Source organism: Bacillus sp. FSL M7-0003, from assembly GCF_038628485.1.
Classification (GTDB): Bacteria; Bacillota; Bacilli; order Bacillales; family Bacillaceae; genus Bacillus; species Bacillus safensis.
The window spans coordinates 1,982,828-2,009,637 of the sequence record NZ_CP152024.1 but is presented as its reverse complement, the minus strand read 5'-3'; the positions used below and the strand labels follow the sequence as shown (position 1 = coordinate 2,009,637).

Genomic DNA, 26,810 nt, shown 5'->3' with positions numbered 1-26,810 from the left:
GGTGACAGTCATGCAACGAAAACAATTGGAGGCAGCAGCCTCCTTTGTTTCAGACAGGCTGAAGAATGAACCGACTGGACACGATGCGGCTCATGTTGCTCGTGTGCGTCAGCTTGCCGTTCGTATTGCAAATCAGGAAGGCGGCTCTCTTTTTATCATCGAAATGGCGGCGATTGTACATGATGTCATTGATGAAAAGCTGTCAAGTGAATGGAAGGTTACGAAGGAGCAGCTTGAGAACCAGCTCCTTTTGTGGCAATTGGACACGCGGGATATCCGCTATATCATGGACATTATTACAACGATGTCTTTTCGTCATCGGCATAAGCAGTTTAGGCCAATGACGTTAGAAGGGGCCATTGTTCAAGATGCGGATAGGCTGGATGCGATAGGAGCAAGCGGTATCGCTAGAGTGTTTACGTATGCTGGCGCTACAGGTGAGCCCCATTATACAGAGGACACGCAGCAGGGCTCTGTGCTAAAGCATATGGAAGAAAAACTGCTCAAATTAAAAGACTTGATGAACACTCATGCAGGAAAGCAGCTTGCTGATGAGCGGCATGAATTGATGAGTTTATTTATCAAGAAGTGGAAAGAAGAATGCGGCCTTACAGATGAGTAGGGTCTTTATGTGTGTAAGGAGGATATATCAATGAAAATAACAGCAATAGAACCAACGCCAAGTCCGAATACCATGAAGGTGATTTTGACAGAAGCACTTGCCGGCGGTAAAAGCAACAACTACAAAAAGGATCAAAAAGACGAAGCACCAGAAATGATCAAGCGTATTTTAAGCATTGAAGGTGTAAAAGGGGTTTATCATGTTGCAGATTTCTTAGCGGTTGAGCGAAATGCAAAGTTTGACTGGCAGGGTATTTTACAACAGGTCAGAGAAGCCTTTGGACAAGAAACAGAAGGTCTTCAGGAAGGATCGCAGTCAGGCGATGACACATTTGGTGAAGTGAAAGTGTTTGTCCAAATGTTTAATGGGATTCCAATGCAGGTCAAACTGTCAGATGGTGAAAGAGAAGAACGGTTTGGCATGCCTGAACGTTTTCAAGCAGCCATTTTAAAGCTTAGAAGCAGCTCAGACAATGTCGTGTTTGAACGTGTGTGGAAAGAACACGGCGTTCGTTTTGGAGAATTTGCTGATATCGGTCAGGAAGTCATAGAGGAGCTACAAGCAGCCTATGATGACGAGCGTTTAGCCCGATTAACAGAGGCGGTTAAAGAAGGTCAGGAAGCTGTAGATAGACAGGTGAACCGAAAGGCATATGATGTAACAGAAGAGATGCTGCAAGAGGAAGATTGGAAAAAACGTTTTGCCCATTTAGAGCAAATGCAGCCAGAGCTAAAGGACATACCTGTTTTAATGAAAGCAATGGAGGATCCAAAAACGTCTATTCGCAGACAAGCCGTTGTGAATGCTGGCATGATTGAAGATCCTGCCATTCTGCCTATTTTATATAAGGGGCTCGAAGACAAAACAGTGACGGTCCGCAGAACGGCTGGCGACTGTATTTCTGATCTTGGTGACCCAAGTGCTATCGAAGCCATGATCGCAGCATTAAAGGACCCGAGTAAGCTTGTACGCTGGCGTGCAGCTATGTTCCTTTATGAAGAAGGGGACGAAACGGCACTTGAAGCATTAAAAGAAGCAGAGCAAGACCCTGAGTTTGAAGTCAGTCTTCAAGTGAAAATGGCGATTGAGCGCATTGAGCATGGAGAAGAAGCAAAAGGTTCAGTATGGAAACAAATGACAGAAAGTAGAAAGAATGCATCAGAATGATGAGAAAGAAGAACAAGCTGCCAATGAAAAGCAGCTTGTTTTTCTAAAAACGATAGACAGAAAAATTTTTTTAGAAAAATTATTTTGAATATTGTTGAAATATGCGAAAAAACTCTATATAGTAGTACCAATATAGAATATTGGAGGTCAGATTTTATGACACGAACCTTGCTGAGCGCTTGCTTCAGCAGCCATGTTAGTCATCAGTCATTCATAGGTGGCTAAATAAACAGAAAATTTGTAAAATAAAATCAACTCAAAATCATGCAGTCAACAAGACTTGTAGTATAGGAGGCTTTTTAAACAGATGGCAGAACTACGCAGTAATATGATTAAACAAGGAATCGACAGAGCACCTCACCGAAGCTTACTAAGAGCGGCGGGGGTAAAGGATGAGGATTTCAGCAAGCCATTTATTGCCGTATGTAATTCCTATATTGATATTGTCCCAGGACATGTCCATCTTCAGGAATTCGGGAAGATTGTGAAGGAAGCCATTCGTGAAGCTGGCGGGGTTCCATTTGAATTCAATACGATTGGCGTCGATGATGGAATTGCCATGGGTCATATCGGGATGAGATATTCATTGCCAAGCCGTGAAATCATTGCGGACTCTGTGGAAACCGTTGTATCTGCTCATTGGTTTGATGGAATGGTTTGTATTCCTAACTGCGATAAAATCACACCAGGAATGATGATGGCAGCGATGCGTGTGAATATCCCGACTGTCTTTGTGAGCGGGGGACCGATGGAAGCGGGTAGAACAAGTGATGGCAGAAAAATTTCTCTTTCTTCTGTATTTGAAGGCGTTGGTGCATACCAGTCAGGTAAAATCAATGAAGAGGAATTAAATGAATTAGAGCAGTTTGGCTGTCCAACCTGTGGATCTTGTTCAGGTATGTTTACAGCTAACTCAATGAACTGTTTAGCGGAAGCACTCGGGATCGCTCTTCCTGGAAATGGAACGATTTTGGCGACATCACCAGAACGAAGAGAATTTGCGAAGAAGTCTGCAAAACAACTCATGGAGCTTATCAAAAAAGATATTAAACCACGGGATATTGTCACTGAAAAAGCAATTGATAATGCATTTGCATTAGATATGGCACTTGGTGGTTCAACCAATACCGTTCTTCACACATTGGCGATTGCGAATGAAGCAGGTGTTGAATATTCACTTGAACGTATCAATGAAGTAGCAGAACGTGTGCCTCATTTATCAAAACTTGCTCCAGCTTCAGACGTTTATATTGAGGATTTACATGAAGCAGGCGGCGTTACAGCAGCACTAAATGAATTGTCTAAAAAAGAAGGAGCTCTTCATTTAGATACAATGACCGTCACTGCGAAAACGCTTGGCGAGAACATTGCGGGGCATGAGGTAAAAGATTATAACGTCATTTATCCAATTGACAAGCCATTTACTGAAAAAGGCGGCTTAGCCGTTTTATTTGGAAACCTTGCGCCAGATGGAGCCATCATTAAAACGGGCGGGGTACAAGACGGGATCACACGCCACGAGGGACCTGCCATCGTATTTGAATCCCAAGAAGAAGCCCTTGAAGGTATCATTAATAGAAAAGTAGAAGCAGGACATGTTGTCATCATTCGCTACGAAGGACCTAAAGGCGGACCTGGCATGCCTGAAATGCTTGCACCTACTTCACAAATCGTCGGCATGGGTCTTGGACCAAAGGTTGCTTTAATTACAGACGGACGTTTTTCCGGCGCTTCTCGCGGTTTGTCTATTGGACACGTCTCTCCAGAGGCAGCTGAGGGCGGCCCGCTTGCCTTTGTTGAAAATGGTGACCATGTCGTTGTCGATATCGAACAGCGCATTTTAAGCGTAGATGTTCCAGAGGAAGAATGGGAAAGAAGAAAAGCAAACTGGAAAGGCTTTGAGCCAAAAGTAAAAACGGGTTATCTTGCTAGATATTCAAAACTTGTGACATCAGCCAATACAGGCGGCATTATGAAAATTTAATCTGATATCGAACATTTGAAAATTGGCTCTCTCTATAGTATCCTTTATTCACAACATAAGGATTATAGAGGGGGCTTTTTTATGTCAATGGCATATGAAGAATATATGCGCCAGCTCGTTGTACCGATGCGTCAAGAGCTGACAAGTGCAGGATTTCAAGAACTAACAACGGAAGAAGAAGTAGAACAAACGATGCAAGAAGCAGAAGGAACGACATTTGTCGTTGTCAATTCTGTATGCGGGTGCGCTGCCGGCTTAGCACGCCCAGCTGCTACACAAGCTGTGATGAAGGCAGAAAAAACACCAGATCGAATTGTCACAGTTTTTGCTGGTCAGGACAGGGAAGCAACGGCAAAAATGAGAGAATACTTCACAGGGGAAGAGCCATCGTCTCCATCTATGGCACTTTTAAAAGGAAATGAACTCGTTCATTTTATTCCGCGTGACGAAATTGAAGGTCATGAAATGGAAGACATCATGAACAACGTCTTATCTGCATTCGAAAAACATTGCTAATACACATGTTGAAATGTCCTGTGATCAAATCAGGGCATTTTTTCTTGATCATGATGGAGGAACCGCATGCTTATCACAACAAGCTTTAGAGCAAATGAACAAACAATTGAAATAGCAAAAGCCCTTGCAGAGGATTTACATGGTGAGTATGTTGAAAGGCGCAAACAATCCGTCAAGCAGCTTGCGATGAAACGAGGAGACGTCCTTGTTGTGGGGAAAGAAAGATTCGAATGGTATCAGCCAAATGGTGAAAAGTTCTTCTTCCATCCAAGCTCAGCAATGTTCAGGGTGAAGCGGCTCATGCGCGGAGAAAAGGATCCTTTAATCGAAGCCACGCAGCTTCGGCCAGGCGATTCCTTTTTAGATTGTACGCTTGGCCTAGGATCAGATGCCATTACAGCCAGCTTGCGAGTAGGTCCGAATGGAAGGGTCATTGGTATCGAAAAGAATCCCATGACAGCATTGTTAGTCCGAGAAGGATTAAACACATGGGAGACAGGGGTAAGAGAGGCAGATGAAGCGATGAAACGGATATCTGTTGTAAGTGGAGACAGTATCGAGCAGCTAAAAAAGCTCTCTGATGAATCAATTGATGTCGTCTATTTTGACCCGATGTTTGAGGAGGCGATTCAAGAATCTGCAAGTATCGCTCCGCTCCGTCATGCGGCAGAGTACCACTTTGATCACGAAACAGCCGTCCAAGAAGCGGTGAGAGTAGCGAGAAAAAGAGTGGTTTTAAAAGATCATTGGAAAAGCACCCGATTTCTAGCAGACTCCTATCAATTTCACGTTTTAAAACGAAAAACAGCCCAATTTCATTATGGATATATTGAGAAAGAAAAAAGCCCTCGCTAAAGGTTCAGCTGTGCAGACAATTCTTTTTAATTCCTTGTCAAGCATCTAAAAAAGCCCTTATTCAGGGCTTTTAATCTGTAATCTCCATATAGACAAAATAAAATAATGTCAGCAAGGAAGCCGTAATAAAAAACCCTTCAAGCATACCCATTCCTCCCAAATTTTAGTCGCCTTTACTGCCATTGTAAACGTTTTATTATAAAAAAGAAAGTCTCAAATCGGTGACCAAATTGAATGACTGAAAATTCATTATATGCTAGAATAGCAGTATGATAACTTATGGAAGGAATTAGATATCATGAAGATGTGGATGAGAAAAACGCTTGTTGTGCTCTTTACGATTGCAACTTTTGGTTTAGTCTCTCCTCCGTCGGCTTTGATGACAGACAAGCCCTCTGAACTTTCTTCATCTGATAAAACGCCTTATACAGCTGTTTATGATACATCAGATGAATTGCGCAGCTGGGAACTAACGCAAGAGGAAAGCAAAGAGCAGATAGATCCCTTTGAGCAATATAAGCAAGAGGTGCTGTCAAGTGCAGAAAATCAATCCTTTCTCAAATTTGGCCGTAAAATCACACCTGTCATTGAGGACGAGTACAGAGAAGAAATTCAGCCGAAGATTGAACAAGTGTTAACCGACTATTTAACAAATTTCAAAGATGACGAAAAATTTCAAGATGTTGTGATAACTGATCAGCCTTCAAGCGGAAATGGCGAAAAAATCTTCCACATTTACAACCGCAAGACCGGAGAAGATTTGCTCCGTTTTCATGTCAGAAGAGATCAGCCGCCTCACAGCGGATATTGGTTTAACTTTCATTACCATACAGCAGAAGATGGATTCCAGACGCATCATGAACTCGGTAATATTTACTGGGATAAAAACACCCCGCCGAGCTGGATGAGCCACTAGAAGGAGATGTCATGCCAATTGAAAAAATATACAATGAACGAAATGGTGCAGATTACAAAACAAATGTTAAACGATCGCGGAGTGAAAATTGAAGATATCGCACACATTGTGCTGAAGCTCCAAGAAAAATATCATCCAAACCTTCCACTTAGTGTCTGTATTGAAAATGTTGAAAAAGTGCTAAATAAAAGAGAAATTGTCCATGCAGTTTTAACAGGACTTGCCCTTGATCAGCTGGCAGAAAAAAAGCTTTTGCCAGAACCTTTACAGCACTTAGTTGAAACAGATGAGCCGCTATATGGAATTGATGAGATTATTCCGCTTTCCATTGTCAATGTATATGGATCAATCGGTTTGACCAACTTCGGTTATTTAGATAAAGAGAAATTTGGTATTATTCGTGAATTAGATGAAGGCCGTCCAGGGGAAGTGCATACTTTCCTTGATGACCTAGTCGCTGCACTTGCCGCAGCAGCTGCAAGCCGCATTGCTCACTCACACCAAGATATTAAGGATGAAGAGCAGGAACGAGTGAATCAAGCATAAAAAGAAAAACATGTCTGCTCATCATGCAGGCATGTTTTTTTGGTTTCAAGAAAAGCTGAAATAAGGTAAACTACAACAAGAACATAAATAAAGGATGAAAAAAATGAAACAATACAAAGAGTTATGCCGTCATGTATTACAGCACGGGGATGAAAAAGGTGACAGAACGGGTACAGGTACAATCAGCACGTTCGGTTACCAGATGAGATTTGATTTACAGGAAGGGTTTCCTCTTTTAACCACAAAGAAATTACACCTGAAATCAATCATTCATGAGTTGCTTTGGTTTTTAAAAGGTGATACAAATGTCAAATATCTTCAAGAAAATGGTGTCCGGATTTGGAACGAATGGGCAGATGAAAATGGAGAGCTGGGCCGTGTGTACGGTGCACAGTGGAGATCATGGGCGAGCGGAGACGGCGAGACAGTGGATCAGATCGCAAAGCTGATTCATGATATTGAGCACAACCCGAATTCAAGACGACTGATCGTCAGTGCTTGGAACCCGGGGGAAATTGATCAAATGGCGCTGCCTCCTTGTCATTGTCTGTTTCAATTTTACGTATCAAACGGGAAGCTTTCCTGCCAGCTATATCAAAGATCGGCAGATATCTTTTTAGGCGTGCCATTTAATATCGCTTCATATGCTCTTCTAACGATGATGATTGCCAAAGTCACAAATCTTGAGCCAGGAGAGTTTATTCATACACTCGGAGATGCTCATATTTACCAAAATCATCTTCCACAGGTGAAAATGCAGCTAGAGCGCGAGGAACGCACGCTTCCTACGCTTCGTATTACAAGAGATGTAAAGAGCATTTTTGATTTTACGTTTGATGATTTTGTGCTTGAGAACTATGATCCGCATCCGCATATTAAAGGAGAAGTCAGTGTATGATTTCCATGATTGTGGCGACAGGAGAAGACAGAGTCATTGGTCAAGATAATCAAATGCCTTGGCATTTACCAGCAGATTTAGCGTATTTTAAAAAAGTCACAGGCGGTCATACGATTGTCATGGGCAGAAAAACCTTTGAATCGATTGGACGAGCGCTGCCTAACCGCCGAAACATTGTGCTGACCACAAGTTCTTCTTTTAAAGCAGAAGAATGCGAGGTTGTTCATTCAATTGCTGACATTTTGGCAATTGCGGAAAGCGAGACAGAGCTATTTATCATTGGCGGGTCTAAGCTGTATGAAGAAATGATGCCATATGCGGATCGTCTCTATATCACGCACATTCACCATGCGTTTGAAGGAGACCGCTATTTCCCGTATTACAATGAAGATGAATGGACGATTGTATCACGCGAAAAAGGCCATCGTGACGAAAAGAACCCCTACAATTATGAATTTGTCGTCTATGACAAAAAAGGATAAGTGAGTAGGAGGAGTACGGTTGTTTCGTTATTGGTTTTTAACGATTTATGTTGTTGTATCCTTTTTAAAAAGTATGAGGCATTTGTACGATCATGAATTAACGGATCCACGCATTTCCTATACGAAACGAATGCATCTCATTCATGAGCATGCAAAAAGATTTGCCCGGGGATGTATTGATCAATCAGGATCAGTCATGACCATTCATCAGCAAAAGAAGCTGCCAGATGGCCCGGTTATTTATGTCACAAAAGAGCTGAATCCAGTCACAACGACATTATTGATCGGCCACCTTGAGAAGCCATTTGCTTTTATGGCAAAGCCGAAGCTCTTTCGGTATCCGATTATAAAACAATGGCTCAAAAAAATGGCGGTCATTCATCAGAATCAAACGGATGAGGTCTTATTAGAAGAAGCAAAGGAAAGAATCATGTCTGGGCAGAGTATCTTGCTTTCAGAAGCATATCGTCACATTGCAGAGGCGCTGGCTGAAGAATCCGATTGTCCGCTTGTACCGATTGAAACGAGCGGAACGGATCGTCTTTTAACTGGGAAGATCGTGAAAAGACTGCGTCCTGTTAATGTTGATATTCATATTAAAGCTCCTGTCATGATCAGTGATTACGCACAAAAGCGTGCATAGAAAAAACCAGCATCCGAATAGTGGATGCTGGTTTTTTTTCATGCAGCAGGAACGTTCACACAATAGAATAAAATGCAGAAGAACATCGAGGCGCTGCCGCCGAGAACAAAGCTGTGCCAAATCGCATGATGATAGGGGATTTTCCGCCAAATATAAAAGATGGTTCCGACCGAATATAAAATGCCGCCTAACAGTAAGAGGCCAAATCCTGCACCTGTTAATTGGATATAAAGCGGTTTGATGGCAATGATGATCATCCAGCCCATTAATAAATAGACAAGGGTAGATACGATAATAAAGCGTTTGACGAAAAAGATTTTAAAGACAATCCCACCAGCAGCAAGCGCCCATACAATCGCAAGGAGTGTATAACCCAGTGCACCTTTTAGTGGTCCAAGTAAAAAGGGTGTATATGTACCAGCAATCAATACATAAATAGCCGAGTGGTCGAGAATTTCAAAAATATCTTTTGTTTTTTGGTGCCGAATGCTATGAAGCAGGGTTGAGCTTAAATAGAGCAGCAGCATGGATGCACCAAATATCGAAAAGCTGATAATGTCTGTGACGGTGCCGTATTGAACAGCGAATAAGACGAGAAACACAATAGCTGGAATGGATAAAATAACACCAATGCCATGTGTAATGGCGTTTGCAATTTCTTCTTTTACAGTAAACAATGGATGTCCTCCTTTTATTGAACCGGTATATAACCATCAAGCGACTTCAGGAATGAAAGACCTTCAAGTGTAATCTTCGTTCCGGCCCTGCCTTTTCCTTTCGTCACGTATGCTTTTTTCTCAAGATCATCTAAGCGGTTTCGCACCTGCTGAGGGGTCAGCGGGATGTCTCCTTGTTTGCTTAATTCAGACAAGATACGCCTGCTGGCTGCTTCTCCTTTTTCATTGAGAGATTTAATTGCTTCCAGCAAGAAAACAAACTCTTGTTTTTCCATTAGTGTGAGCTGGTGTTCTTCCTTTTTTCCTTTTAAGGCTGAGGGAAGGGGTGCTAACACAAAGGGCGGTAAATGATGTAAAAATACCGTGTGGCCCTCGAGTATAGACGCAGCGTAATGAACAATATTTTTGAGTTCTTGGACATTTCCTTCAAATGGATACTGCTGCAAGGCCTCCCAAACACTTGGATCAATATCAGGTGCCATGTTCAGCTTTTGAAAGAAAGCATTTGTTAACACAGGAATATCTGTTTTTCGTTCGGCTAAAGCTGGAAGGGCCAAATGAAGAACATTCAGACGATAAAACAGCTCGGGTAAAAAGGTAGAAGAAACCCTGAGTGCCTCTATTGATAAAGACGAAGAAGCGATTACTTTTGTTGCAGGTGACGTTTCTAGAAAGTGAATGACCTGGTGCTGCATAGAAATACTCAATGCACCGATTTCATCTAAATAAAGAATTTGATTGTTTTTTTCTGTGAAGGCTTTCTGTAAGGTTTCTTCATTCAAGATGGGGCAATACATGTGTGTCAGTGATGCGTGTGGAACAGATACGTTCGCCATTTCTTGGGCGAATAGCGTTTTGCCTGTGCCGATGTCTCCTGTTATCAAGACCGGCTGTTCGTTTTTCGAAAATTGTTTTGCCAGATGAATTGCATGCTTGATATCTTGATGATCTCCATAGATAGACGCGAATGATTGAGTGGCCATTGGGTGATTCCTTTCTTTGTGGTTCTAATTGGTTCAATTGTAACACCCAATTAAAACAAATGTACAGGAAAACGAAAAAGTTTATAAAATTTATGATGGATCGTGATCTATTGGTTTATTTTTTGAATATTCATGTTATAATGACAAATTAAATAAGGTTAAAGAGAAAGGATCTTGTACATGAAACCGTTGCTCAAAGAAAATACGCTAATTCAAGTGAAAGACATCTTAAAAGCCCATCAAAATTTGAAGGATGTAGTCATTCATACACCACTTCAAAAAAATGAGCGACTTTCTGAACGATATGAATGCAATGTCTACTTAAAAAGAGAGGATCTTCAAGTAGTTCGTTCCTTTAAATTAAGAGGCGCTTTTAATAAAATGAGCCAGCTTCCAAAAGATAAACTAGAAAATGGCATTGTCTGTGCAAGTGCTGGAAATCACGCGCAGGGTGTTGCCTATTCTTGTAAATATTTAGGCATCCACGGGAAAATCTTTATGCCTGCTACGACGCCAAGGCAAAAAGTATCACAAGTGGAGCTGTTCGGAAAAGAATATGTTGAAATTATCTTAACCGGAGATACGTTTGATGATTCATATCATGAAGCCGTAAAATGCGGAGATGAAGAGAAGCGCGAATTTATCCATCCGTTTGATGATCTGGATGTGATGGCAGGACAAGGAACGACTGCTGTCGAAATCTTAAATGATATCGAAGTGGAGCCTCACTTTTTATTTGCAAGTGTCGGAGGTGGAGGTCTGTTATCTGGTGTTGGTACATATATCAAAAATATCTCACCAGAAACCGAAATCATTGCAGTCGAACCGCTTGGCGCAGCTTCACTGCATGCCTCGCATGAGAAGGGCGAGGTTGTGACACTTGATTCGATTGATAAGTTTGTAGACGGAGCAGCGGTTCAGCGGATTGGCGAAAAGACGTTTACATCGCTTCAGTCTGTTGTCGATAAAATCAGTCTTGTACCAGAAGGGAAAGTATGTACAACGATTTTAGAGCTGTATAATCAATGTGCAATTGTAGCAGAACCGGCTGGCGCATTGCCGATCGCAGCATTAGATGCTCATCGCGAGGAGATCAAAGGGAAAAATGTTGTCTGTATTGTCAGTGGAGGAAATAATGACATCGGCAGAATGCAGGAAATCAAAGAACGCTCGATGATCTATGAAGGGCTTCAACATTACTTTATTGTCAATTTTCCGCAAAGAGCAGGAGCGCTTCGTGAATTTTTAGATGAAGTGTTAGGGCCAAATGATGATATCTCACGCTTTGAATATACGAAAAAGAATAACCGAAGCAAAGGTCCTGCGCTAGTCGGCATCGAATTGAAAGAAAGAGATGACTATGCAGCGCTGATTGAGCGGATGGATAAAAAAGGATTCCACTATGTTGAAGTGAATAAAGATCAAGATTTATTCCACCTATTTATTTAGGCTTAACAGATAATTGGAAAAGAGGATTGATCGTTTGTGCTGCTCAAAACAATATGTTTTAGACGGATGGATGGAGCTCAGATCAAGGTAACAGAAGTCCCTGTTCTAAAGGGAGATGAGACGTATCGTTTCATGCTCACCTTTAGACTTGAAGCTTTCTTGAAAAAAGTCTATGTATCTAAAGGAAAGAGAGCTGTGTACTCTTTCAGAGAGGATGTGAAACGTAACGTCAAGTGGAGCACATATGAACAGATCTATCAGGAGCCTACATTGAAACACAATGCGTAAGCAGAAATCTTTGTCAAAAGGGGGAAGCAGCCATTTTGAAATGGCTGCTGCTCAGTTTGGCAAGGATTTTTTTCGTGACAAGAAGAAAATGTGACAATTTCAAAAACGTTAGGTCAGTTGTTTTCAAGTGTGCAGGAAATAAGGTAATATCATAAGTAAAGACTAAGACAGCAAGGATGAGACGATAGTGAAACAAATTAAAATTGTAACAGATTCAACTGTGGATCTTCCGCAAGAAAAAATCAATGATCTTTCCATTCACGTGATTCCGCTCAATATCTCCATTTCTGGAGTTGATTATATTGACCGAGTGAATATACAGCCAGATGAATTTATTGAAAAAATGGAGGCCGCTGAGGAACTGCCGAAAACGTCTCAACCTGCGATCGGTCAATTCGTCGAATTATATGAAAAGCTGACGGCAGATGGAAGCGAAGTGATCAGTATCCATTTAACTGGTGGAATGAGTGGTACTGTTCAAACTGCTGAAAGCGCTTCGAAAATGGTAGATGGAAATATCACGGTGATTGATTCGAATTTTATTTCCTATGGATTAGGATTTCAAGTCATCAAAGCAGCAGAACTAGCCAAAAAGGGTGCAAGCCGTGAAGATATTATCACAGAATTAGATAAAATCCGTCATCAAACAAAGCTATATGTCACGATCGATACATTAGAAAATCTCGTCAAAGGCGGCAGAATTGGAAGAGGAAAGGCGCTCATCGGCTCACTTCTTCACATCAAACCTATTGCCAGCTTAACAGACGGGGTATATACGCCAGAAGCGAATGTGAGAAGCTACTCTGCGCTTGTCCGCCATCTGACAAAACAGTATGTACAGGCGGTGAAGGGAAAAACAGTTCAAGCCATTGGGATCGCACATGCAGATGCATTAGAACTCGCTGAAAAGCTAAAAAAAGCGCTGCTTGATCACACACCTGAAGCACTGATTGACATTGCCTACACAACACCGATTATTTCGTGTCATACTGGAAAGGGCGCAATAGGTTTTACTTTTTATACCGATTGATAGAAAAAGGGGATGGACATATCATGTATAGAAAAAGGGGAGCCTTACTTGGTGCGCTTATGATGGTAAGCGTGCTTCTTTTAGTCTCATGTTCAAATGGACAAATCAAGGATGCTTTAAATTATCAAATAGAGCCGTTTGAGTTTGAAAACCAAGATGGCCAAAAGGTGTCATTGGATGATTTGAAGGGGAAAGTATGGGTAGCTGATTTTATTTTCACAAGCTGTGAAACGATTTGTCCGCCGATGACTGCTCATATGACAGAGCTGCAAAAACGGTTAACAGAAGAAAAATTGGATGCGCATATCATTTCCTTTAGCGTGGACCCAGAGGTCGATTCACCGAAAAAGCTAAAGGAATTTGCAAAAGCCTATCCATTGTCCTTTAAAAATTGGGATTTTCTCACTGGGTATTCACAGTCAGAAATTGAAAAATTCGCAATGAAAAGTTTTAAAACCATTGTAAAAAAACCTGAAGATGAAGACCAAGTGATTCATCAGTCCCTGTTTTTCCTTGTCAATCAAGATGGGAAAGTGATGAAAAACTATGATGGGGTGCAAAACACACCTTATGATGACATCATCAAGGACATCAAAACGCTGAACCGAAGCTAGCATAAGGATGTTCAAATGGGCGAAAACATGATACACTTTTTTAATCAGAAAAAGGAGGGACATCATCGTTTGAAGGCTCGTTTGATTTTGATTGTGATGTCTCTAGCTTTTGTTCTTTCTGCATGTTCCGCGCAAGAGGCTGGCATAAAGGATAAACTAGAAGACACACCAAAAGTAAAAGAACATATTACCATCGCAGCGGTTGGAGATTCCTTAACAGAAGGAATCGGAGATCAAGATAAAAAAGGCTATGCAGGCATGACCCGTGACAAGATAGAAGCAGTGGACGGCGTGCAGTCTGTCACATTAAAAAACTATGCCATTAAAGGCAGTAGAACAGTAGATTTATTAAAAAGATTAAAAGAAAAAAAGGTGCAGGACGGACTGAAAGACGCTGACTATATTTTCTTTACGATCGGCGGGAATGATCTCATGCATGTTGTCCGTCAAAATGTGCTTAATTTGACGTTTGCTCCTTTTCAAAAAGAGCAGGGTCCTTTTGAAGAGCGCTTTAAAACCATTCTTGCTCAACTGAGAGAACAGAATGCTCATGCGAAAATCATGTATGTCAGCATGTACAATCCTTTTAAATTCAGTTTGTCTGAGCTGCGAGATATTGATGAAGTCGTTCAAGACTGGAATGCCGCTGCCAAAAAGGAACTCAAAAAAGACGGCAATGCGGATATGGTCAATGTAGCAGATTTATTTGAAGAAGGTTCTGATGAAAAATTACTGGCAGAAGATGATTTCCACCCAAACCAAAAGGGGTACTCTCTTATGGCAAATCGTTTATTCTCCGAAGTGAAAAAAGAAGGACTGCCGAAGGAATAGGGTGAAACAGATGAAAAAATGGAAAAGCTTATTTTTTATTTTACTTGCAATCAATCTATTGATTGTGATTGGCTGCGGTATTTTGATGCTGCTGCCAGGCGGTCAATCCGCTTCAACCAAAGAAGTGAAAAGCGAATATGCTTTTAATATATCCAGCTCAAAGGAATCACTCACCAGCTTTGTGAATGATTATTTGAAAAATCAAGGATCAAATGATATGCCAGACTTTCATGTAGCAATCGATCAAGATGTGAAAGTAACAGGCGCAATTAAAGCTTTCTCTTCAACGATTGATGCAAACGTCTCATTTACGCCAACTGTTGAAGATAATGGTGATGTGCTTTTGAAAGTGGATGACTTTTCAATTGGACAATTGAGCATTCCGATTAGTTTTGTTTTAAGCTACATGGGTCAGTTCTATGAGCTGCCAGAGTTCGTTCATGTAAAACCGGATCAAAAAACGGTTGAAGTGCGTCTTTCAGAAATGCCGCTGACGAATGATATGTATGTGAAAGCGAACAAAATTGATCTACAGAACGATGAAATTGAATTTTCATATTATCATCCAAAGCAATAGAACGTGTGAGTCAGGAGTGTTATCATGAAGCGAGTCTATCAATATTTTAGTTTACTGTCGTTTTTATTTGCTGCGTACTTCGGCATAACAGCTGCCAATGCTTTAAAAGCAGAAAATATCGATCAGTTTTACTTAAATATTGCCTACTGTGCATTATTTCTTGGCACAATGATTCTTGCTTTTGATTTTCAAAAGCAAGAAAAAGCTGAAGATGTCTCGTAAGGAGCCTTTTCCATTTTAGGAAAGGCTCTTTTTTATAGTTGCCGAGACAAGACCACCTTTGCCATAAGTTCAGGATCTCCGTTAGCAAAACCATGAAGCAGAATCAGGTATGCACGCTTTGTTTGCAGATGAACTTTTGGGATATCAAGCAGTACACTTTGAGTGCCCGCGGCTTTCAATTCAAAATGATATTTGTTCGGGGAGAAATGATGAATGTGGGTGCTGTTTACATAATCAAGCTCCTTCGATATGATCCCTTGGTCTCGTTCATATATATCTATAGAAGGAAGGTCCGGAGACAGCTGTACAAATGCAAGTGCTGACAGGTCTTCTTGTTTGATCAAAGTAGCCTGCTGCTCAGTCAGCAGTGCAAAGCCTGCACGGGCACCTGTGATACATAATGTGTAGACCTCGCCGCTCTTAAATCGGATGCGGGAATGAAGAATTCTCTCATTTGTAGCCAGTTTGAATACTTCTATTTCATACATTCCCTCATCCCACTCCATATAAGCGGTCAAATGGCTGTAAGGCATTGGTTTCATTACCTGCTTCCGGTTCACATAAACAGCGAGCTCACTTAGATCTGGTGCAGCGTGAAATAATCGAATAAAGGCTTTTGATGAAGGGCTGCTTTGAAGATGCTCGTAGGTGTCAGCGAATGGTCGATATGGAAAGTCATGATAAAAGAGCTGCTGCATGTCATCAATCCCTTCTTTCTCATACAATGGTGTTTTTTGTAGCGTATGCATGAAAAAGGCGATCTGTATAGGCAAAAGAAGCATAGAAAAAAGCCTGACGTATTCCGTCAGGCCGGCATGTTAAGAAGGAGAAGAATATTGATGATATTCAGCTAGTTTAATGAACGTTTTTTCATCCTCAATTAAACCACAAACGCCGCACTGGACTTTCATTTGAGGACCTTGATAGCTCAAGTGAAAAGGAGACAGCTGTTCTCCTTCGTATCTTTCGACAACTGCTCCTGTTGCTGGATCTAGCTTGACAGGTTCTGAAAGCTGCTCAATGAGATTAAAGCGCGTTCTGTTTGTTTTACAGTTTGGACAAAGATAAGGGCTTGTCATGGTTCATTCCACCTCTTTTTATCCGTAGCATGTCCTGAGCGCTAAAATCTATGCTTAATCCTTTTGCCTTTTATCCAGCTTTTTAAATAATTTGATCATGGTTTTTAGTTCTTCGTCATCAAATGATTCAAATCGCTCCATAAAGTATTCCGTTTTCTTTTTCTCAAAATGCTCAGTAATTTCCTTACCCTTATCGGTTAAGTGGATTTTGATGATGCGGCGGTCCTCTTTTGAGCGGATACGGGTGATCCAGCCTTTTTCTACGAGTGTGTCAGTCACAGCGGTAATATGACTTGCTGACACTCCAAGAATGGAAGCGAATTCCGTTACTTTTTTTGCACCTTGCTCACGCAGCAGATTTAAAATAAGAAATTCATTCCGAGATAATTCGTTTTCGAGCAGGCTGTTAATTTCATAACGGATCTGCTTAAATACGGTTCTCAGTAAAGTGTCCATTTCGTACATCATTTGTTTTCTTTGTTCCAATCATTAAACCCCCATTATATTTTAAAGATACGACGTCATGCTTTCTTTTATTTTGGTATACAAGTCGTATCATTTTCATTATTTTTTATCATGTTATAATATGATGATACCATTTTTTAAATGAAGGGGGCACTAATATGTCTGAAAAACAAGAATTAGCCACATTTGCAGGAGGCTGCTTCTGGTGTATGGTTAAACCTTTTGATGAACAGCCGGGCATTATCAAAGTTGAATCAGGGTATACTGGCGGACATACAGTGAATCCGACCTATGAGGAAGTATGTACAAATACAACGGGTCATAGAGAAGCGGTTCAAATTACGTTTGACCCTGACGTGTTCCCGTATGAGAAGCTGCTAGAGCTGTATTGGCAGCAAATAGACCCAACAGACGATGGCGGGCAATTTGGCGATAGAGGGGAATCTTACCGTACAGGTATTTATGTTCATCATGACGAGCAGCGAAAGCTAGCTGAAGCATCGAAAGAGCAGCTGAGCCAAAGCGGGATTTTCAAAAAGCCAATCGTTACAGAAATTTTAGACGCAGGTCCTTTTTATCCAGCAGAGGAATATCATCAGCATTATTATAAGAAAAACAAAATGCACTACGAACGATATCATGTCGGTTCGGGCAGAGCCGGTTTTATTGAGTCCCATTGGAGTGATAAATAATGGCAAATGAAAAAGAAAAGCGTATAAAAGAATTAAATCGCATGCAGTACGAAGTCACGCAAAATAATGGCACAGAGCCGCCATTTCAAAATGAATTTTGGGATCATAAAGAAGAAGGTATCTATGTGGATATCATTTCAGGAAAGCCGCTTTTTTCTTCTTTAGATAAGTTTGATGCCCACTGCGGATGGCCAAGTTTTACAAAACCGCTTGAAGAGGAAGAAGTAGCAGAGAAGGTTGATACGAGTCATGGAATGGTGCGGACAGAGGTTCGCAGTAAAACAGCTGATTCTCATCTAGGTCATGTTTTTCCTGATGGACCAGGGCCAAACGGTCTTCGGTATTGTATTAACTCAGCCGCTTTAAAGTTTATCCCAAAGGATGATCTTGAAAAAGAAGGCTACGGGGATTTGAAACATCTATTTGATTGATCCATTTAAAAATCGTCACATGGAAAGCAGCTGCTTCCGTGTGACGATTTTTTATTTTTTATGATGTGTATGATGTAATTGTTCGATGATGTGGAACAGCTTTTCTTTTGTAATGAGCGGTGCTTCTTTTGAGGTGTAATTCGTTAAATCGACTTTTTGAAAGGCAGGGTGCAAATGTGGTCTCGGTAAAATGGCATAAAATTGTTCATGTTCAAACAGTGCATCTGCCTCGTGCGGAAATGTGAGCTCCTCGTGAAGCTTTTCGCCAGGTCTTTTTCCGACTACAAGAATATCCGGAGATTTAGCATTGATTTGAGCGGCATATTCATGAAACGCTTTTAGGAGATCGGCAAGCTGTAAGGACTCCATCTTGAGAATGAAGGTTTCGCCGCCTTTCATCATGATTGCTGCTTGAAGTGTGAGGGAAACAGCCTCTTCAATGGACATAAAAAAACGTGTCATATGAGGATCAGTCACGGTCAAAGGTTTTTCATTTAATAGCTGCTGGAGCATGATCGGAATAACGGAACCTCTAGATCCAAGCACATTGCCAAAGCGTACAGAGCAAAACCTCGTTTTTTGATTCGGAATACTTTCGTTTGCTTGGAAAAATAGTTTTTCTGAAATCAATTTTGTTGCACCCATGGCATTCGTTGGAGAAACCGCTTTGTCAGTTGAAATGTTGACGACATGACTCACTTCATGTTCGAGAGCGGCTTCAATGACGTGCTGCCCGCCGATGATATTCGTTTGAACGGCTTCGAACGGATTATCTTCACAAGTGGGTACTTGTTTTAAGGCCGCTGCATGGAAAATGATATCCACACCCTTGACGAGCTGTCTCACGCGGCTTGCATCCCGGACATCTCCTAAAGCGAATACGACCTCTGGATGATCTGCGTACTCATTTTTCATCATGTATTGTTTGCTGTCATCTTTACTGAAGACGATTATCTTCTTTGGAGAGCAACTTGTTAATTTATTCACGATTTGCCGGCCGATTGACCCCGTACCGCCTGTAACCAATATCGTTTTGTCACGAAAAAAGGTCTTCAAAGTCGTTTCTATCTGTTTGGACATATCTAATCCCCCAACTCTCATTTCTCTACTTTGCATCATATGTGAAAGAGCGGCATTCGTTTGAGGAAAAGAACCACTTCATGTATAAATTAGGTGAACAAATTATAACCATCTGCTTGTCGTCTTAATAGAATATGGAGAGATAAGAGATCAACTAGAAAAACGAGAGACCTGAATACTTCAGTACTGCGGTCAGCTCGGGCAGAGAAGAAAATTGTAGGGAGCTGTGCGCGAGGGGAGAAGAGAAGACATGTATAGGGGAAATCGTATTTTAGCCATGATACCTGCATTTAGAAGTCACGACGGCCGGCATGATGAACACATACGCATATTGGCTGAGAGGCCGCTTATCTATTGGACCATTCAGCCGTTACTGCAAATGATTGAATTAGATGAAGTCATCGTCTCCTCAGAGGATGTCAATACGCAAATCATTTCATCTCACTACGGAGCAAATGTGATTGAACTGCCAAGCACACATGTAACAGAACAAACGCCGTCACTGTTAGCTGTGAAGCATGCGCTTGCTTATTTAGAGCGGGAGGGAAAAACCTTTGATATTGTGCTGTATCTGCATCCATCGTCTCCTCTAAGACAGCCGGCAGATATCGAGAAGTGCTTGCAGCTTTTAGTGGAAGGGGGATATGACTGCACCGCATCTTTTACAGAGGCGTTAGAAAACCCAAATGAAACTTGGACACTGCATGAAAACAATGAAGCTACTTTATATAAGGACAATCATTACTTTTTCATGCCAAAGCATGAGCAGCCATATACGTATGGCCGGCTAAATGGTGCGATATATGCTTTTCATGCTCATTATGCCAAAGAATGCATTCATTCCTTTTTAGAAGGATCTGTCGGAGCATATATGATGGATCACACGCGGTCACTTGTGGTGAAACAGGAGGCAGATCGGAAAGAGGCAGAGAAAATCTTATTAGCTCGCCGAGATGCGGAAGATCATGCATAAGCTGGCATGCAACGAGAAAAAGCGCCCAGTCATAGGGCGCTTTCAGCGTGTAGACAAACCCTCGCATTCGGTGTCAGGTCTGCGCTCCGGTGCTCACGAATGTCAAATTCGCTCCGCTCCGGTACTCGCCCTTCCTACACTGCAAAGGTTTTCTATCACGCTGAAAAGAAGACAAAGGGCTAAAATCAAGAACATTTTAGCCCTTTGTCAACAATTTGAAAGCGCCCAGTTATAGGGCGCTTTTTACAATGTCATAAAGCCTTTGTGGCATCGTATCAAATGTATTCCAGCGAACGGCTTGCTCATAGTTGTTCAGTGCGGCCGCCTTTCTTTCACCTGCATTTGATCCATAGTATTCCACCTGTTTTATCAAATCATCCTCATCTTTGTAAAAAGCAAAGCTTGAAAAAGCAGGCGGTGGATGTAGATCCGTCAATTGAAAACTTCCAGTTGCAGCAATGTCAAATGCTCTGTTATTGAGGCTCATATTTTGAATCATGGCTTTGTTTTTGTTATACGCAAATTGAGCCGGCCTATGCGGATTCAGGACAATTGCTGTCTGCTGATAGATGTCCGCCATTTGCTGAGGACTCAGCCAATTCATTATCAGTGTGAAATCACGATAATGTCTCCGTGATTTATTTAAGTGACGGTGCCATTCCTTTCCTGCAACGAGAATACGCCATTTGTTTTGCTGCAAGAGTGTATCAATGGCTTTGATGCGGTTGGGATAAGGGTAGCCAATGAGAGCAATGTCATACGCGCACATCTCTTCTGGCGATTCATTTTTCTGAAAGACACGTGTATTTGCCGGAATGGGAAAGTAGTGCGTATTTAGAGCGCCTAATTGTTTATAAAATGGCAAAACCCCTTCATCAATCGTTAATATAAGCTGAGCTTCATGTGCGCAAGCAGCTGACACATCTGTATAAAAGGGATCTTCTGTCATCCAAAGAACAATCGGGATTTTTTCTTGTTTGAATTGATGAAGCACATCTTCCGGAACATGATCACCGATCATCATCAAAACAAAATCCGGAGAAAATGTCCGGATTTTGTGCATGTTAGTGGGTAGAGATTCTCTATCAATCTTTACACATGAAAAGGGGGAATCAATGAAGCTTTCTTCTACCCATTGATCAAACATGTGATAGATTCCGCCGTAGCCAGAACTGATATAAAGAAGCTTCATGATGATCCTCTCACATTAAGATGTGAATGTAACACTTTCAACTTTATCTACATCTAATAGAGTCGTTGCTGAGCCTGTAGGTGTGACAGAGCTTTCTTGTGTAACAAATACAACACCTGTTGAAGCATCGAATGATACAAATTGAACTGGCCCAATTAAATCTCCTGAGTCAGTGACAATGCTAATGACTGTTCCTGGTGCAAGTCTTGCAAAGATCCATCTTGCTGGCTGAGATACATCGAGTGTTGTAGCAGAATCTGAAGGTGATGCCTCAGCTGCCACTTCACTTAATAAATCGTTCAATTTTTCTTCCATTTGAACTCCTCCTTCTTCGAGATTAGCTGTTAATGCACGAGTAATTGGTTTGAAAAACACTTTCAATAGTTCCTTTTTTAATTCAGCACGCTTTTCGCTCATTTTTTCCCCATCCTTTCTTCATCAATTCAAACTCACCCCTATGTATATGCCGTTCATTTTTTTTGGCATAAGCAGAACGCTGATTCCTGATCTTTTTTTCATTTAATCACTTCACACATTTTTAAAAATGTTTTCAAATGCTGAGGCTAAATGAAGTGACGCTCATACTCTAGTAAAGATTAAATGTGAAGAGAGAGGGATTATGAATGGAATTTGAACAATTATTAGATGGTTGGAACGAAGAATTACTAGAGTCGGAAGGAGTGCTTGAAGTCATCTTGATTTTACTTCTTCTTCGTCTTTTAGAAGAAAGTGGGGAAGAGAATGTGTCAGACATCAAAGAATTACTTCGTCCATGGCTTGAGCTTGGCATTCCAGTGCCGCGTGTTCATTTAGTCAATGGAGATGTACTTCAAAACGTGGTTGTCGTGCAATTGTTTGATACGGTTGCAGTCTTTAAAAACGCGACAAATCAGCTAAGAGTGAGTGTTCCTTATGTGAACATTGTCAGCTGGGGGGCTTTTTAATCTAATCAAAAAGGATAATGATCATGAAAGTATCGGTGATTTTAACAAGCTACAATAAACCAGATTTCATTGATCGTGTGCTAAAGAGTATGGTAGATCAAACGTATCCGCATTGGGAGCTTTTGATTATGGATGATGGCTCAGAAGAGGGCACCATTCAAAAGATCCAGCCCTATTTAAGTGATGAACGCATTCAGCTGTATTCGCACACAGTTCATCCGGCAAAACGGCTGTTAACCGCACGATATGCGACGCTTATTAATGAAGCATTAACCCGTATAACAGGTGAGCTCATTTGTTATTTAACCGATGATACTGTGTACCATAAAGATCGTTTGCTTAAAATGGTGGATGTTTTTCGGTCGAAGCCTCACATAGATATTTTGTATTCCTCGCAGCGGGTCGTGCATGTTGATCAGCATTTAGTGGAAACGATGAGTTTTATTCGAGAAGCAGATCAAATCTTAGAGCATGCGTCCTTTCAAGTGGACCATTGTTCGGTCATGCACAGAAGCTGCTTGCTTCCACTGATCCATGAAAAATACGGACAATATTGGGATGATGAGCCAAAGCACTGGCATCATGCAGATTCTGTATTTTGGATGAGGCTGAATCATTTCGCTGCGTTTTTTCCATTAAAAGATGTACTGGATACAACGTATAAAACGCCTCATTCCTTTCATCATCTGTTTTCGAGTATGCCGTATGATTTAATTGACGGAACGGTCATTGAAAAAGAAGGAGATTATTATCAAATCGCAGACGGGAAACTTCATGGAATTGAAAAACGCTGGATCAATGAAAAGAACAGGCGTGCGATCCGTGTTCCGCTGTTATGTGAGATGAAATATGAAATGAAAGAGAAGCTGGCAGTACCCAATTATACAGTTGTCACCGCAGATAATGGGAAAACGTTCTTTTATATTGAAGATCAGAAAAAAAGACGGTTTGCTTCAAAACGTGACGTGCAATATTTTCAGTTTCATCCAAAGGAGATCTATACGATTTCAAATGATCAGCTCCAGGCATTTGAGGATGGCAGCATCATTCAAGCTTCTCCGGTTTTCAGTCCGCCAAACAGGCGCCTGTTTAAATGGAAACAAGAAGTTTATTTACTTGTGCATCATACCTTTTGCCGAATTGATCCTGAGATCGTGAAGCGATTTGCTTTTTATCATCAGCCGATTAAGCTGTACCCATCCCAATTTACGTTTTTTCAGGAAGGAAAGCCGATTGTGCCGCTGTATAGGGAATCGCTGCAAGAATTCGATATGTCTCTTTATCAAACATCCGGACGAAAGCACTCCTCATAAGAGGGGTGCTTTTTTCGCAATGATTGCAGGAAGTAGAAAGGAAAAAGCGAAACATGAAAAGGACAGGAACCTTTTAGAAATGATCAAGCCGCTGAAAACTCGGCAATTGATGCCGGTTTTTTGGCACTGAAAGTGAGGGGGAAAGAATGGGGAAGGTTGTCGAAAGAGCAGATTGGTTTGAATTGATTTTAGAAGCCATTGATGAAGCCATTCACGTTGTAGATGATCGAGGGATGACGATTTTTTACAATCATAATGCCGCTAAATTTGACTGTTTACAAAAAGAAGAGGTGATTGGCAAGTACATCCTTGATGTGTATCCCTCTTTAACTGAAAAAACAAGTACGCTCATGCATGTGTTGCGAACAGGAAAGCCCATTTATCATTCACTGCAAACCTATTTGAATAAAAATGGAGAAAAAATTGAAACCGTGAACACGACATTGCCTATTATCGAAGATAACAAGTTAATAGGCGCGGTCGAAGTTGCAAAAGATGTATCAAAGCTGTCGGCTCTTTCCAATCGGTTAGGGCAAAAAAAGCGAACACAGGACGCGGCTGAGGCCGTACAAATGCATGATTTTGCTTCATTTTTAACAAATGATCCGCTTTTAAAAGAAATGCTTGAAAGGGCAAAAAAAGCAGCTGCTTATCCATCATCAGTTGTTGTCTACGGGGAAACAGGGACAGGAAAAGAAGTGCTCGTTCAAGCCATTGTCCATGAATCTGACCGGAAAAATCAAGTGTTCATTCCGCAAAACTGCGCAGCACTCCCAGAATCATTACTTGAAAGTTTATTGTTCGGATCTGTCAAAGGGAGCTATACTGGTGCACTTGATCGCAAGGGACTTTTCGAATTAGCTGATGGGGGCACACTTTTTCTTGATGAGCTGCAAGCGATGCCGCTCACGCTGCAGACGAAATTATTACGGGTGTTAGAGGATGGCGTTGTCCGCCGGATCGGTGACGCAAAGTCCATTCAAGTGGATGTTCGGCTCATTACTGCGCTCAATATGGACCCATTCGAAGCAGTGAAAAAGCAAATTTTAAGAGAAGATTTATTTTATAGACTGCATGTATCATCTTTTCATATCCCGCCGCTTCGTGAAAGAAAGCAAGATATCACGCTGCTATCCCGCCACTTTATTCAAACCTATCATCAGCAGTTTTCAAAAAACGTCACACGCCTTTCTGAAGAAACGGAACGATTGTTTATGGTGCACCACTGGCCTGGGAATGTCAGAGAATTAAAACATACGATAGAGCATGCCGTGTTGATGATGCCAAAGGAAGCGGAAGAGATCATCCCTCTATACCTTCCGGCTCATTTACGTGAGCAAAAGCTGGAAAAAGATACATCTGAATCCTCCTTAAAAAATCAAGTGTCTTCATTTGAACAAACATTGATTCAAGAAGCTTTACATCAGCATCATGGAAATATTAAAAAAACCGCCGCTGCTTTAAAAATCCCTCGACAAACGCTGCAATATAAATTAAAGAAATATGCAGATGCCGAAATATAGGCACAACATCCAATTGAATATGACGGGTAAAAGCTCCTTTTGTAAAGAATAGGGGCATTTTCCCATGTTGGCACATAACTTGCATAGTATAAAGTGAATGCTGATAGGGGGAATGGATATGAATCAGAAATTGTATGAACCGGCACGTCACTGGAAGGACATTGAGCTTTGGAAGGATGTACCTGAGGAAAAGTGGAACGACTGGATTTGGCAGCTGACGCATACCGTGAAAACGCTTGAGGATTTAGAAAAAATCGTAAACTTAACAGAAGAGGAACGAGAAGGGGTGAAGATTTCCACCAAAACCATTCCACTCAACATTACACCCTACTATGCCTCACTGATGAATCCAGACGATCCAAGATGTCCAATACGTATGCAATCTGTGCCAATTGCAGAAGAGCTTCATAAAACAAAATATGATCTGGAAGACCCGCTGCATGAAGATGAGGACTCACCTGTCCCGGGGCTTACGCACCGATATCCAGATCGTGTGCTGTTTCTTGTGACAAATCAGTGCTCCATGTACTGCCGTTATTGTACGAGAAGACGTTTTTCCGGCCAGATTGGTATGGGTGTGCCGAAAAAGCAGTTAGATGCTGCAATTGGATATATTAGAGAAACACCTGAGGTGCGGGACGTGTTAATTTCTGGCGGAGATGGGCTGTTAATCAATGATCAAGTGCTTGAATACATTTTGAAAAACTTACGAGATATTCCACACGTTGAGATCATTCGGATTGGAACCCGCGCGCCGGTTGTCTTTCCGCAACGTATTACAGATGAGCTGTGCGAGATTTTGAAAAAATATCACCCAGTTTGGCTGAACACCCATTTCAATACAAGTATTGAAATCACAAAAGAAGCAAAAGAAGCGTGCGAACGTCTTGTGAATGCCGGCGTTCCTGTAGGGAATCAGGCTGTCATCCTTGCAGGTATTAACGACAGTGTGCCGATTATGAAGAAGCTGATGCACGATCTTGTGAAGATTCGGGTCAGACCATATTATATTTATCAATGTGATTTATCTGAGGGCATTGGCCACTTTAGAACGCCGGTATCAAAAGGGCTTGAAATCATTGAAGGCTTAAGAGGACATACGAGCGGTTATGCAGTACCAAGCTTTGTTGTCGATGCGCCAGGAGGCGGAGGGAAAATTGCCTTACAGCCAAATTATTTATTATCGCAAAGCCCTGACAAAGTCGTCCTTCGTAACTTTGAAGGTGTCATCACCTCTTATCCAGAACCAGAGCATTACGTCGCAGGCCAGGCAGATGCGTATTTTAATGAAATTTATGAAGAGAAACAAGAATCGGCAATTGGTATTACCGCACTATTTGAGGATGAAGCGAGATCGTTTACGCCTGAGAATTTAAGCCGAATGAAACGTAGAGAAGCATATGAGACAAATCCTGAGCATGACACACTTAAAAACAAACGTGAAAAACGAGACGAATTAAAAGAGAAGAAATATCAAGCGCAGCTCAAAAAAGAACAAACCGTAAAGGAGGAGAAATAGCCTTGCTGACATGTGATTGGTGTGAGGAAAACAAAGCAAATGCGGAGCAGACAACAGTCTATTGGGAACTGATCACGGGCACACAATCAATTGAAATCATCGAAACGCCGTCCATTTCCTGCACGCACTGCGGGATGATCTATCAAAAGGATGAGACGGTCAAAGAGATTGAAGATCAATTAATTTTAGTGGATCAGACAAAACTTCCAGAAAAAATCTCCTACGAAGAATTAATGAGCATGGAGCGGTTATTAAAGCGAAATTACTTTGACTTTTCATCATAAGTTGTACCTCCGCCT

General features: G+C 41.4%; 33 protein-coding genes. 25 read left to right on the top strand and 8 right to left on the bottom strand.

From position 1 onward, the window contains the following. Positions 1–10: 10 nt before the first annotated feature. The 10 genes from MHI23_RS10120 to MHI23_RS10075 all read left to right on the top strand — a co-directional run bounded on the left by MHI23_RS10120 (position 11) and on the right by MHI23_RS10075 (position 8,629). Positions 11–622 (top strand): HD domain-containing protein, encoded by a 612-nt coding sequence (locus MHI23_RS10120; protein ID WP_342491941.1) that lies wholly within the window; start codon positions 11–13, stop codon positions 620–622. 30 nt (positions 623–652) lie between these two features. Next, positions 653–1,789: a conserved virulence factor C family protein gene (locus MHI23_RS10115; RefSeq protein WP_342491940.1), complete on the top strand. Its 1,137-nt coding sequence runs from the start codon at positions 653–655 to the stop codon at positions 1,787–1,789. 307 nt (positions 1,790–2,096) lie between these two features. Next, entirely contained in the window at positions 2,097–3,773 is a 1,677-nt protein-coding gene (gene ilvD / locus MHI23_RS10110) for a dihydroxy-acid dehydratase (protein WP_342491939.1), read from the top strand. 81 nt (positions 3,774–3,854) lie between these two features. Next, positions 3,855–4,289 (top strand): BrxA/BrxB family bacilliredoxin, encoded by a 435-nt coding sequence (locus tag MHI23_RS10105; RefSeq protein WP_024422738.1) that lies wholly within the window; start codon positions 3,855–3,857, stop codon positions 4,287–4,289. Positions 4,290–4,355: 66 nt separating this feature from the next. Beyond that, positions 4,356–5,144, top strand: coding sequence for a class I SAM-dependent methyltransferase (locus MHI23_RS10100; protein WP_224426674.1), 789 nt, complete (start codon positions 4,356–4,358; stop codon positions 5,142–5,144). Positions 5,145–5,442: 298 nt separating this feature from the next. Beyond that, positions 5,443–6,060, top strand: a complete 618-nt coding sequence (locus MHI23_RS10095) for a YpjP family protein (protein ID WP_034623509.1) — start codon at positions 5,443–5,445, stop codon at positions 6,058–6,060. 18 nt (positions 6,061–6,078) lie between these two features. After that, positions 6,079–6,606, top strand: coding sequence for a phosphatidylglycerophosphatase A (locus MHI23_RS10090; protein WP_024428140.1), 528 nt, complete (start codon positions 6,079–6,081; stop codon positions 6,604–6,606). Between the two features lie 103 nt (positions 6,607–6,709). After that, a complete protein-coding gene (locus MHI23_RS10085) occupies positions 6,710–7,504 on the top strand; it encodes a thymidylate synthase (RefSeq protein ID WP_024422734.1) in 795 nt (264 codons plus the stop codon). Then, complete coding sequence (gene folA, locus MHI23_RS10080) at positions 7,501–7,986, top strand: type 3 dihydrofolate reductase (protein ID WP_135032210.1); 486 nt, start codon at positions 7,501–7,503, stop codon at positions 7,984–7,986. The genes MHI23_RS10085 and folA overlap by 4 nt, the downstream gene beginning before the upstream one ends. Before the next feature lie 19 nt (positions 7,987–8,005). Beyond that, entirely contained in the window at positions 8,006–8,629 is a 624-nt protein-coding gene (locus MHI23_RS10075) for a hypothetical protein (RefSeq protein ID WP_024422732.1), read from the top strand. Positions 8,630–8,667: 38 nt separating this feature from the next. On the opposite strand, the gene MHI23_RS10070 is transcribed toward MHI23_RS10075, so the two are convergent. Beyond that, entirely contained in the window at positions 8,668–9,306 is a 639-nt protein-coding gene (locus tag MHI23_RS10070) for a hemolysin III family protein (RefSeq protein WP_024422731.1), read from the bottom strand. A 14-nt stretch (positions 9,307–9,320) separates the two neighbouring features. Then, positions 9,321–10,289, bottom strand: coding sequence for a sigma 54-interacting transcriptional regulator (locus MHI23_RS10065; RefSeq protein WP_034623516.1), 969 nt, complete (start codon positions 10,287–10,289; stop codon positions 9,321–9,323). Positions 10,290–10,469: 180 nt separating this feature from the next. Between MHI23_RS10065 and ilvA the strand changes: the two genes are divergently transcribed. The 7 genes from ilvA (at position 10,470) to ypmT (ending at position 15,300) form a co-directional block, all read left to right on the top strand. Then, positions 10,470–11,738, top strand: a complete 1,269-nt coding sequence (gene ilvA / locus MHI23_RS10060; RefSeq protein ID WP_025093104.1) for a threonine ammonia-lyase IlvA — start codon at positions 10,470–10,472, stop codon at positions 11,736–11,738. A 36-nt stretch (positions 11,739–11,774) separates the two neighbouring features. Next, entirely contained in the window at positions 11,775–12,026 is a 252-nt protein-coding gene (locus MHI23_RS10055) for a YpmP family protein (RefSeq protein ID WP_024422728.1), read from the top strand. Between the two features lie 187 nt (positions 12,027–12,213). Then, positions 12,214–13,056: a DegV family protein gene (locus MHI23_RS10050; protein ID WP_024422727.1), complete on the top strand. Its 843-nt coding sequence runs from the start codon at positions 12,214–12,216 to the stop codon at positions 13,054–13,056. A gap of 59 nt (positions 13,057–13,115) precedes the next feature. Then, the gene (locus MHI23_RS10045; protein WP_235566792.1) at positions 13,116–13,670 is read left to right on the top strand and encodes an SCO family protein; all 555 of its coding nucleotides are present in this window, start codon (positions 13,116–13,118) and stop codon (positions 13,668–13,670) included. A 69-nt stretch (positions 13,671–13,739) separates the two neighbouring features. After that, entirely contained in the window at positions 13,740–14,501 is a 762-nt protein-coding gene (locus MHI23_RS10040; RefSeq protein ID WP_224426673.1) for an SGNH/GDSL hydrolase family protein, read from the top strand. A gap of 10 nt (positions 14,502–14,511) precedes the next feature. Then, entirely contained in the window at positions 14,512–15,078 is a 567-nt protein-coding gene (locus MHI23_RS10035) for a YpmS family protein (RefSeq protein WP_024422724.1), read from the top strand. A gap of 24 nt (positions 15,079–15,102) precedes the next feature. Next, complete coding sequence (gene ypmT, locus MHI23_RS10030; RefSeq protein ID WP_024422723.1) at positions 15,103–15,300, top strand: protein YpmT; 198 nt, start codon at positions 15,103–15,105, stop codon at positions 15,298–15,300. A gap of 32 nt (positions 15,301–15,332) precedes the next feature. Here the strand turns inward: ypmT and MHI23_RS10025 are convergent, their stop codons facing one another. The 3 genes from MHI23_RS10025 to MHI23_RS10015 form a co-directional block, all read right to left on the bottom strand. Beyond that, on the bottom strand, positions 15,333–16,049 hold the full coding sequence (locus tag MHI23_RS10025; protein WP_235183633.1) for a DUF4397 domain-containing protein: 717 nt from the start codon (positions 16,047–16,049) through the stop codon (positions 15,333–15,335). Between the two features lie 69 nt (positions 16,050–16,118). Further along, positions 16,119–16,379 (bottom strand): hypothetical protein, encoded by a 261-nt coding sequence (locus MHI23_RS10020; protein WP_024422721.1) that lies wholly within the window; start codon positions 16,377–16,379, stop codon positions 16,119–16,121. 54 nt (positions 16,380–16,433) lie between these two features. Next, positions 16,434–16,865: a MarR family transcriptional regulator gene (locus MHI23_RS10015; protein ID WP_342491938.1), complete on the bottom strand. Its 432-nt coding sequence runs from the start codon at positions 16,863–16,865 to the stop codon at positions 16,434–16,436. A 137-nt stretch (positions 16,866–17,002) separates the two neighbouring features. Here MHI23_RS10015 and msrA point away from each other — a divergent pair, with 137 nt between their 5' ends. Together msrA and msrB are read left to right on the top strand one after the other, a co-directional pair. Beyond that, positions 17,003–17,536: a peptide-methionine (S)-S-oxide reductase MsrA gene (gene msrA / locus MHI23_RS10010; RefSeq protein ID WP_024422720.1), complete on the top strand. Its 534-nt coding sequence runs from the start codon at positions 17,003–17,005 to the stop codon at positions 17,534–17,536. Next, complete coding sequence (gene msrB, locus MHI23_RS10005) at positions 17,536–17,967, top strand: peptide-methionine (R)-S-oxide reductase MsrB (protein WP_024422719.1); 432 nt, start codon at positions 17,536–17,538, stop codon at positions 17,965–17,967. Before msrA ends, msrB begins: the two co-directional genes overlap by 1 nt. Before the next feature lie 51 nt (positions 17,968–18,018). Here the strand turns inward: msrB and MHI23_RS10000 are convergent, their stop codons facing one another. Then, entirely contained in the window at positions 18,019–19,047 is a 1,029-nt protein-coding gene (locus tag MHI23_RS10000; RefSeq protein ID WP_041109529.1) for an SDR family NAD(P)-dependent oxidoreductase, read from the bottom strand. A 250-nt stretch (positions 19,048–19,297) separates the two neighbouring features. On the opposite strand from MHI23_RS10000, the gene MHI23_RS09995 reads away from it, so the two are divergent. After that, complete coding sequence (locus MHI23_RS09995; protein WP_342491937.1) at positions 19,298–20,020, top strand: acylneuraminate cytidylyltransferase; 723 nt, start codon at positions 19,298–19,300, stop codon at positions 20,018–20,020. Between the two features lie 229 nt (positions 20,021–20,249). On the opposite strand, the gene MHI23_RS09990 is transcribed toward MHI23_RS09995, so the two are convergent. Together MHI23_RS09990 and MHI23_RS09985 are read right to left on the bottom strand one after the other, a co-directional pair. Then, the gene (locus tag MHI23_RS09990) at positions 20,250–21,212 is read right to left on the bottom strand and encodes a DUF3880 domain-containing protein (RefSeq protein WP_025093111.1); all 963 of its coding nucleotides are present in this window, start codon (positions 21,210–21,212) and stop codon (positions 20,250–20,252) included. A 15-nt stretch (positions 21,213–21,227) separates the two neighbouring features. Continuing rightward, a complete protein-coding gene (locus MHI23_RS09985) occupies positions 21,228–21,629 on the bottom strand; it encodes a hypothetical protein (protein ID WP_041109522.1) in 402 nt (133 codons plus the stop codon). Positions 21,630–21,835: 206 nt separating this feature from the next. Here MHI23_RS09985 and cgeC point away from each other — a divergent pair, with 206 nt between their 5' ends. The 5 genes from cgeC (at position 21,836) to MHI23_RS09960 (ending at position 26,795) form a co-directional block, all read left to right on the top strand. Beyond that, the gene (gene cgeC / locus MHI23_RS09980; RefSeq protein ID WP_024422713.1) at positions 21,836–22,156 is read left to right on the top strand and encodes a spore maturation protein CgeC; all 321 of its coding nucleotides are present in this window, start codon (positions 21,836–21,838) and stop codon (positions 22,154–22,156) included. Between the two features lie 17 nt (positions 22,157–22,173). Continuing rightward, complete coding sequence (locus tag MHI23_RS09975) at positions 22,174–23,469, top strand: glycosyltransferase family 2 protein (protein ID WP_342491936.1); 1,296 nt, start codon at positions 22,174–22,176, stop codon at positions 23,467–23,469. 146 nt (positions 23,470–23,615) lie between these two features. Further along, entirely contained in the window at positions 23,616–24,992 is a 1,377-nt protein-coding gene (locus MHI23_RS09970; RefSeq protein WP_076841077.1) for a sigma 54-interacting transcriptional regulator, read from the top strand. Between the two features lie 118 nt (positions 24,993–25,110). Beyond that, positions 25,111–26,511 (top strand): lysine 2,3-aminomutase, encoded by a 1,401-nt coding sequence (ablA, locus tag MHI23_RS09965; protein WP_041109515.1) that lies wholly within the window; start codon positions 25,111–25,113, stop codon positions 26,509–26,511. A 2-nt stretch (positions 26,512–26,513) separates the two neighbouring features. After that, positions 26,514–26,795, top strand: coding sequence for a YokU family protein (locus MHI23_RS09960; protein WP_024422710.1), 282 nt, complete (start codon positions 26,514–26,516; stop codon positions 26,793–26,795). The last annotated feature ends 15 nt before the right edge of the window (positions 26,796–26,810 follow it).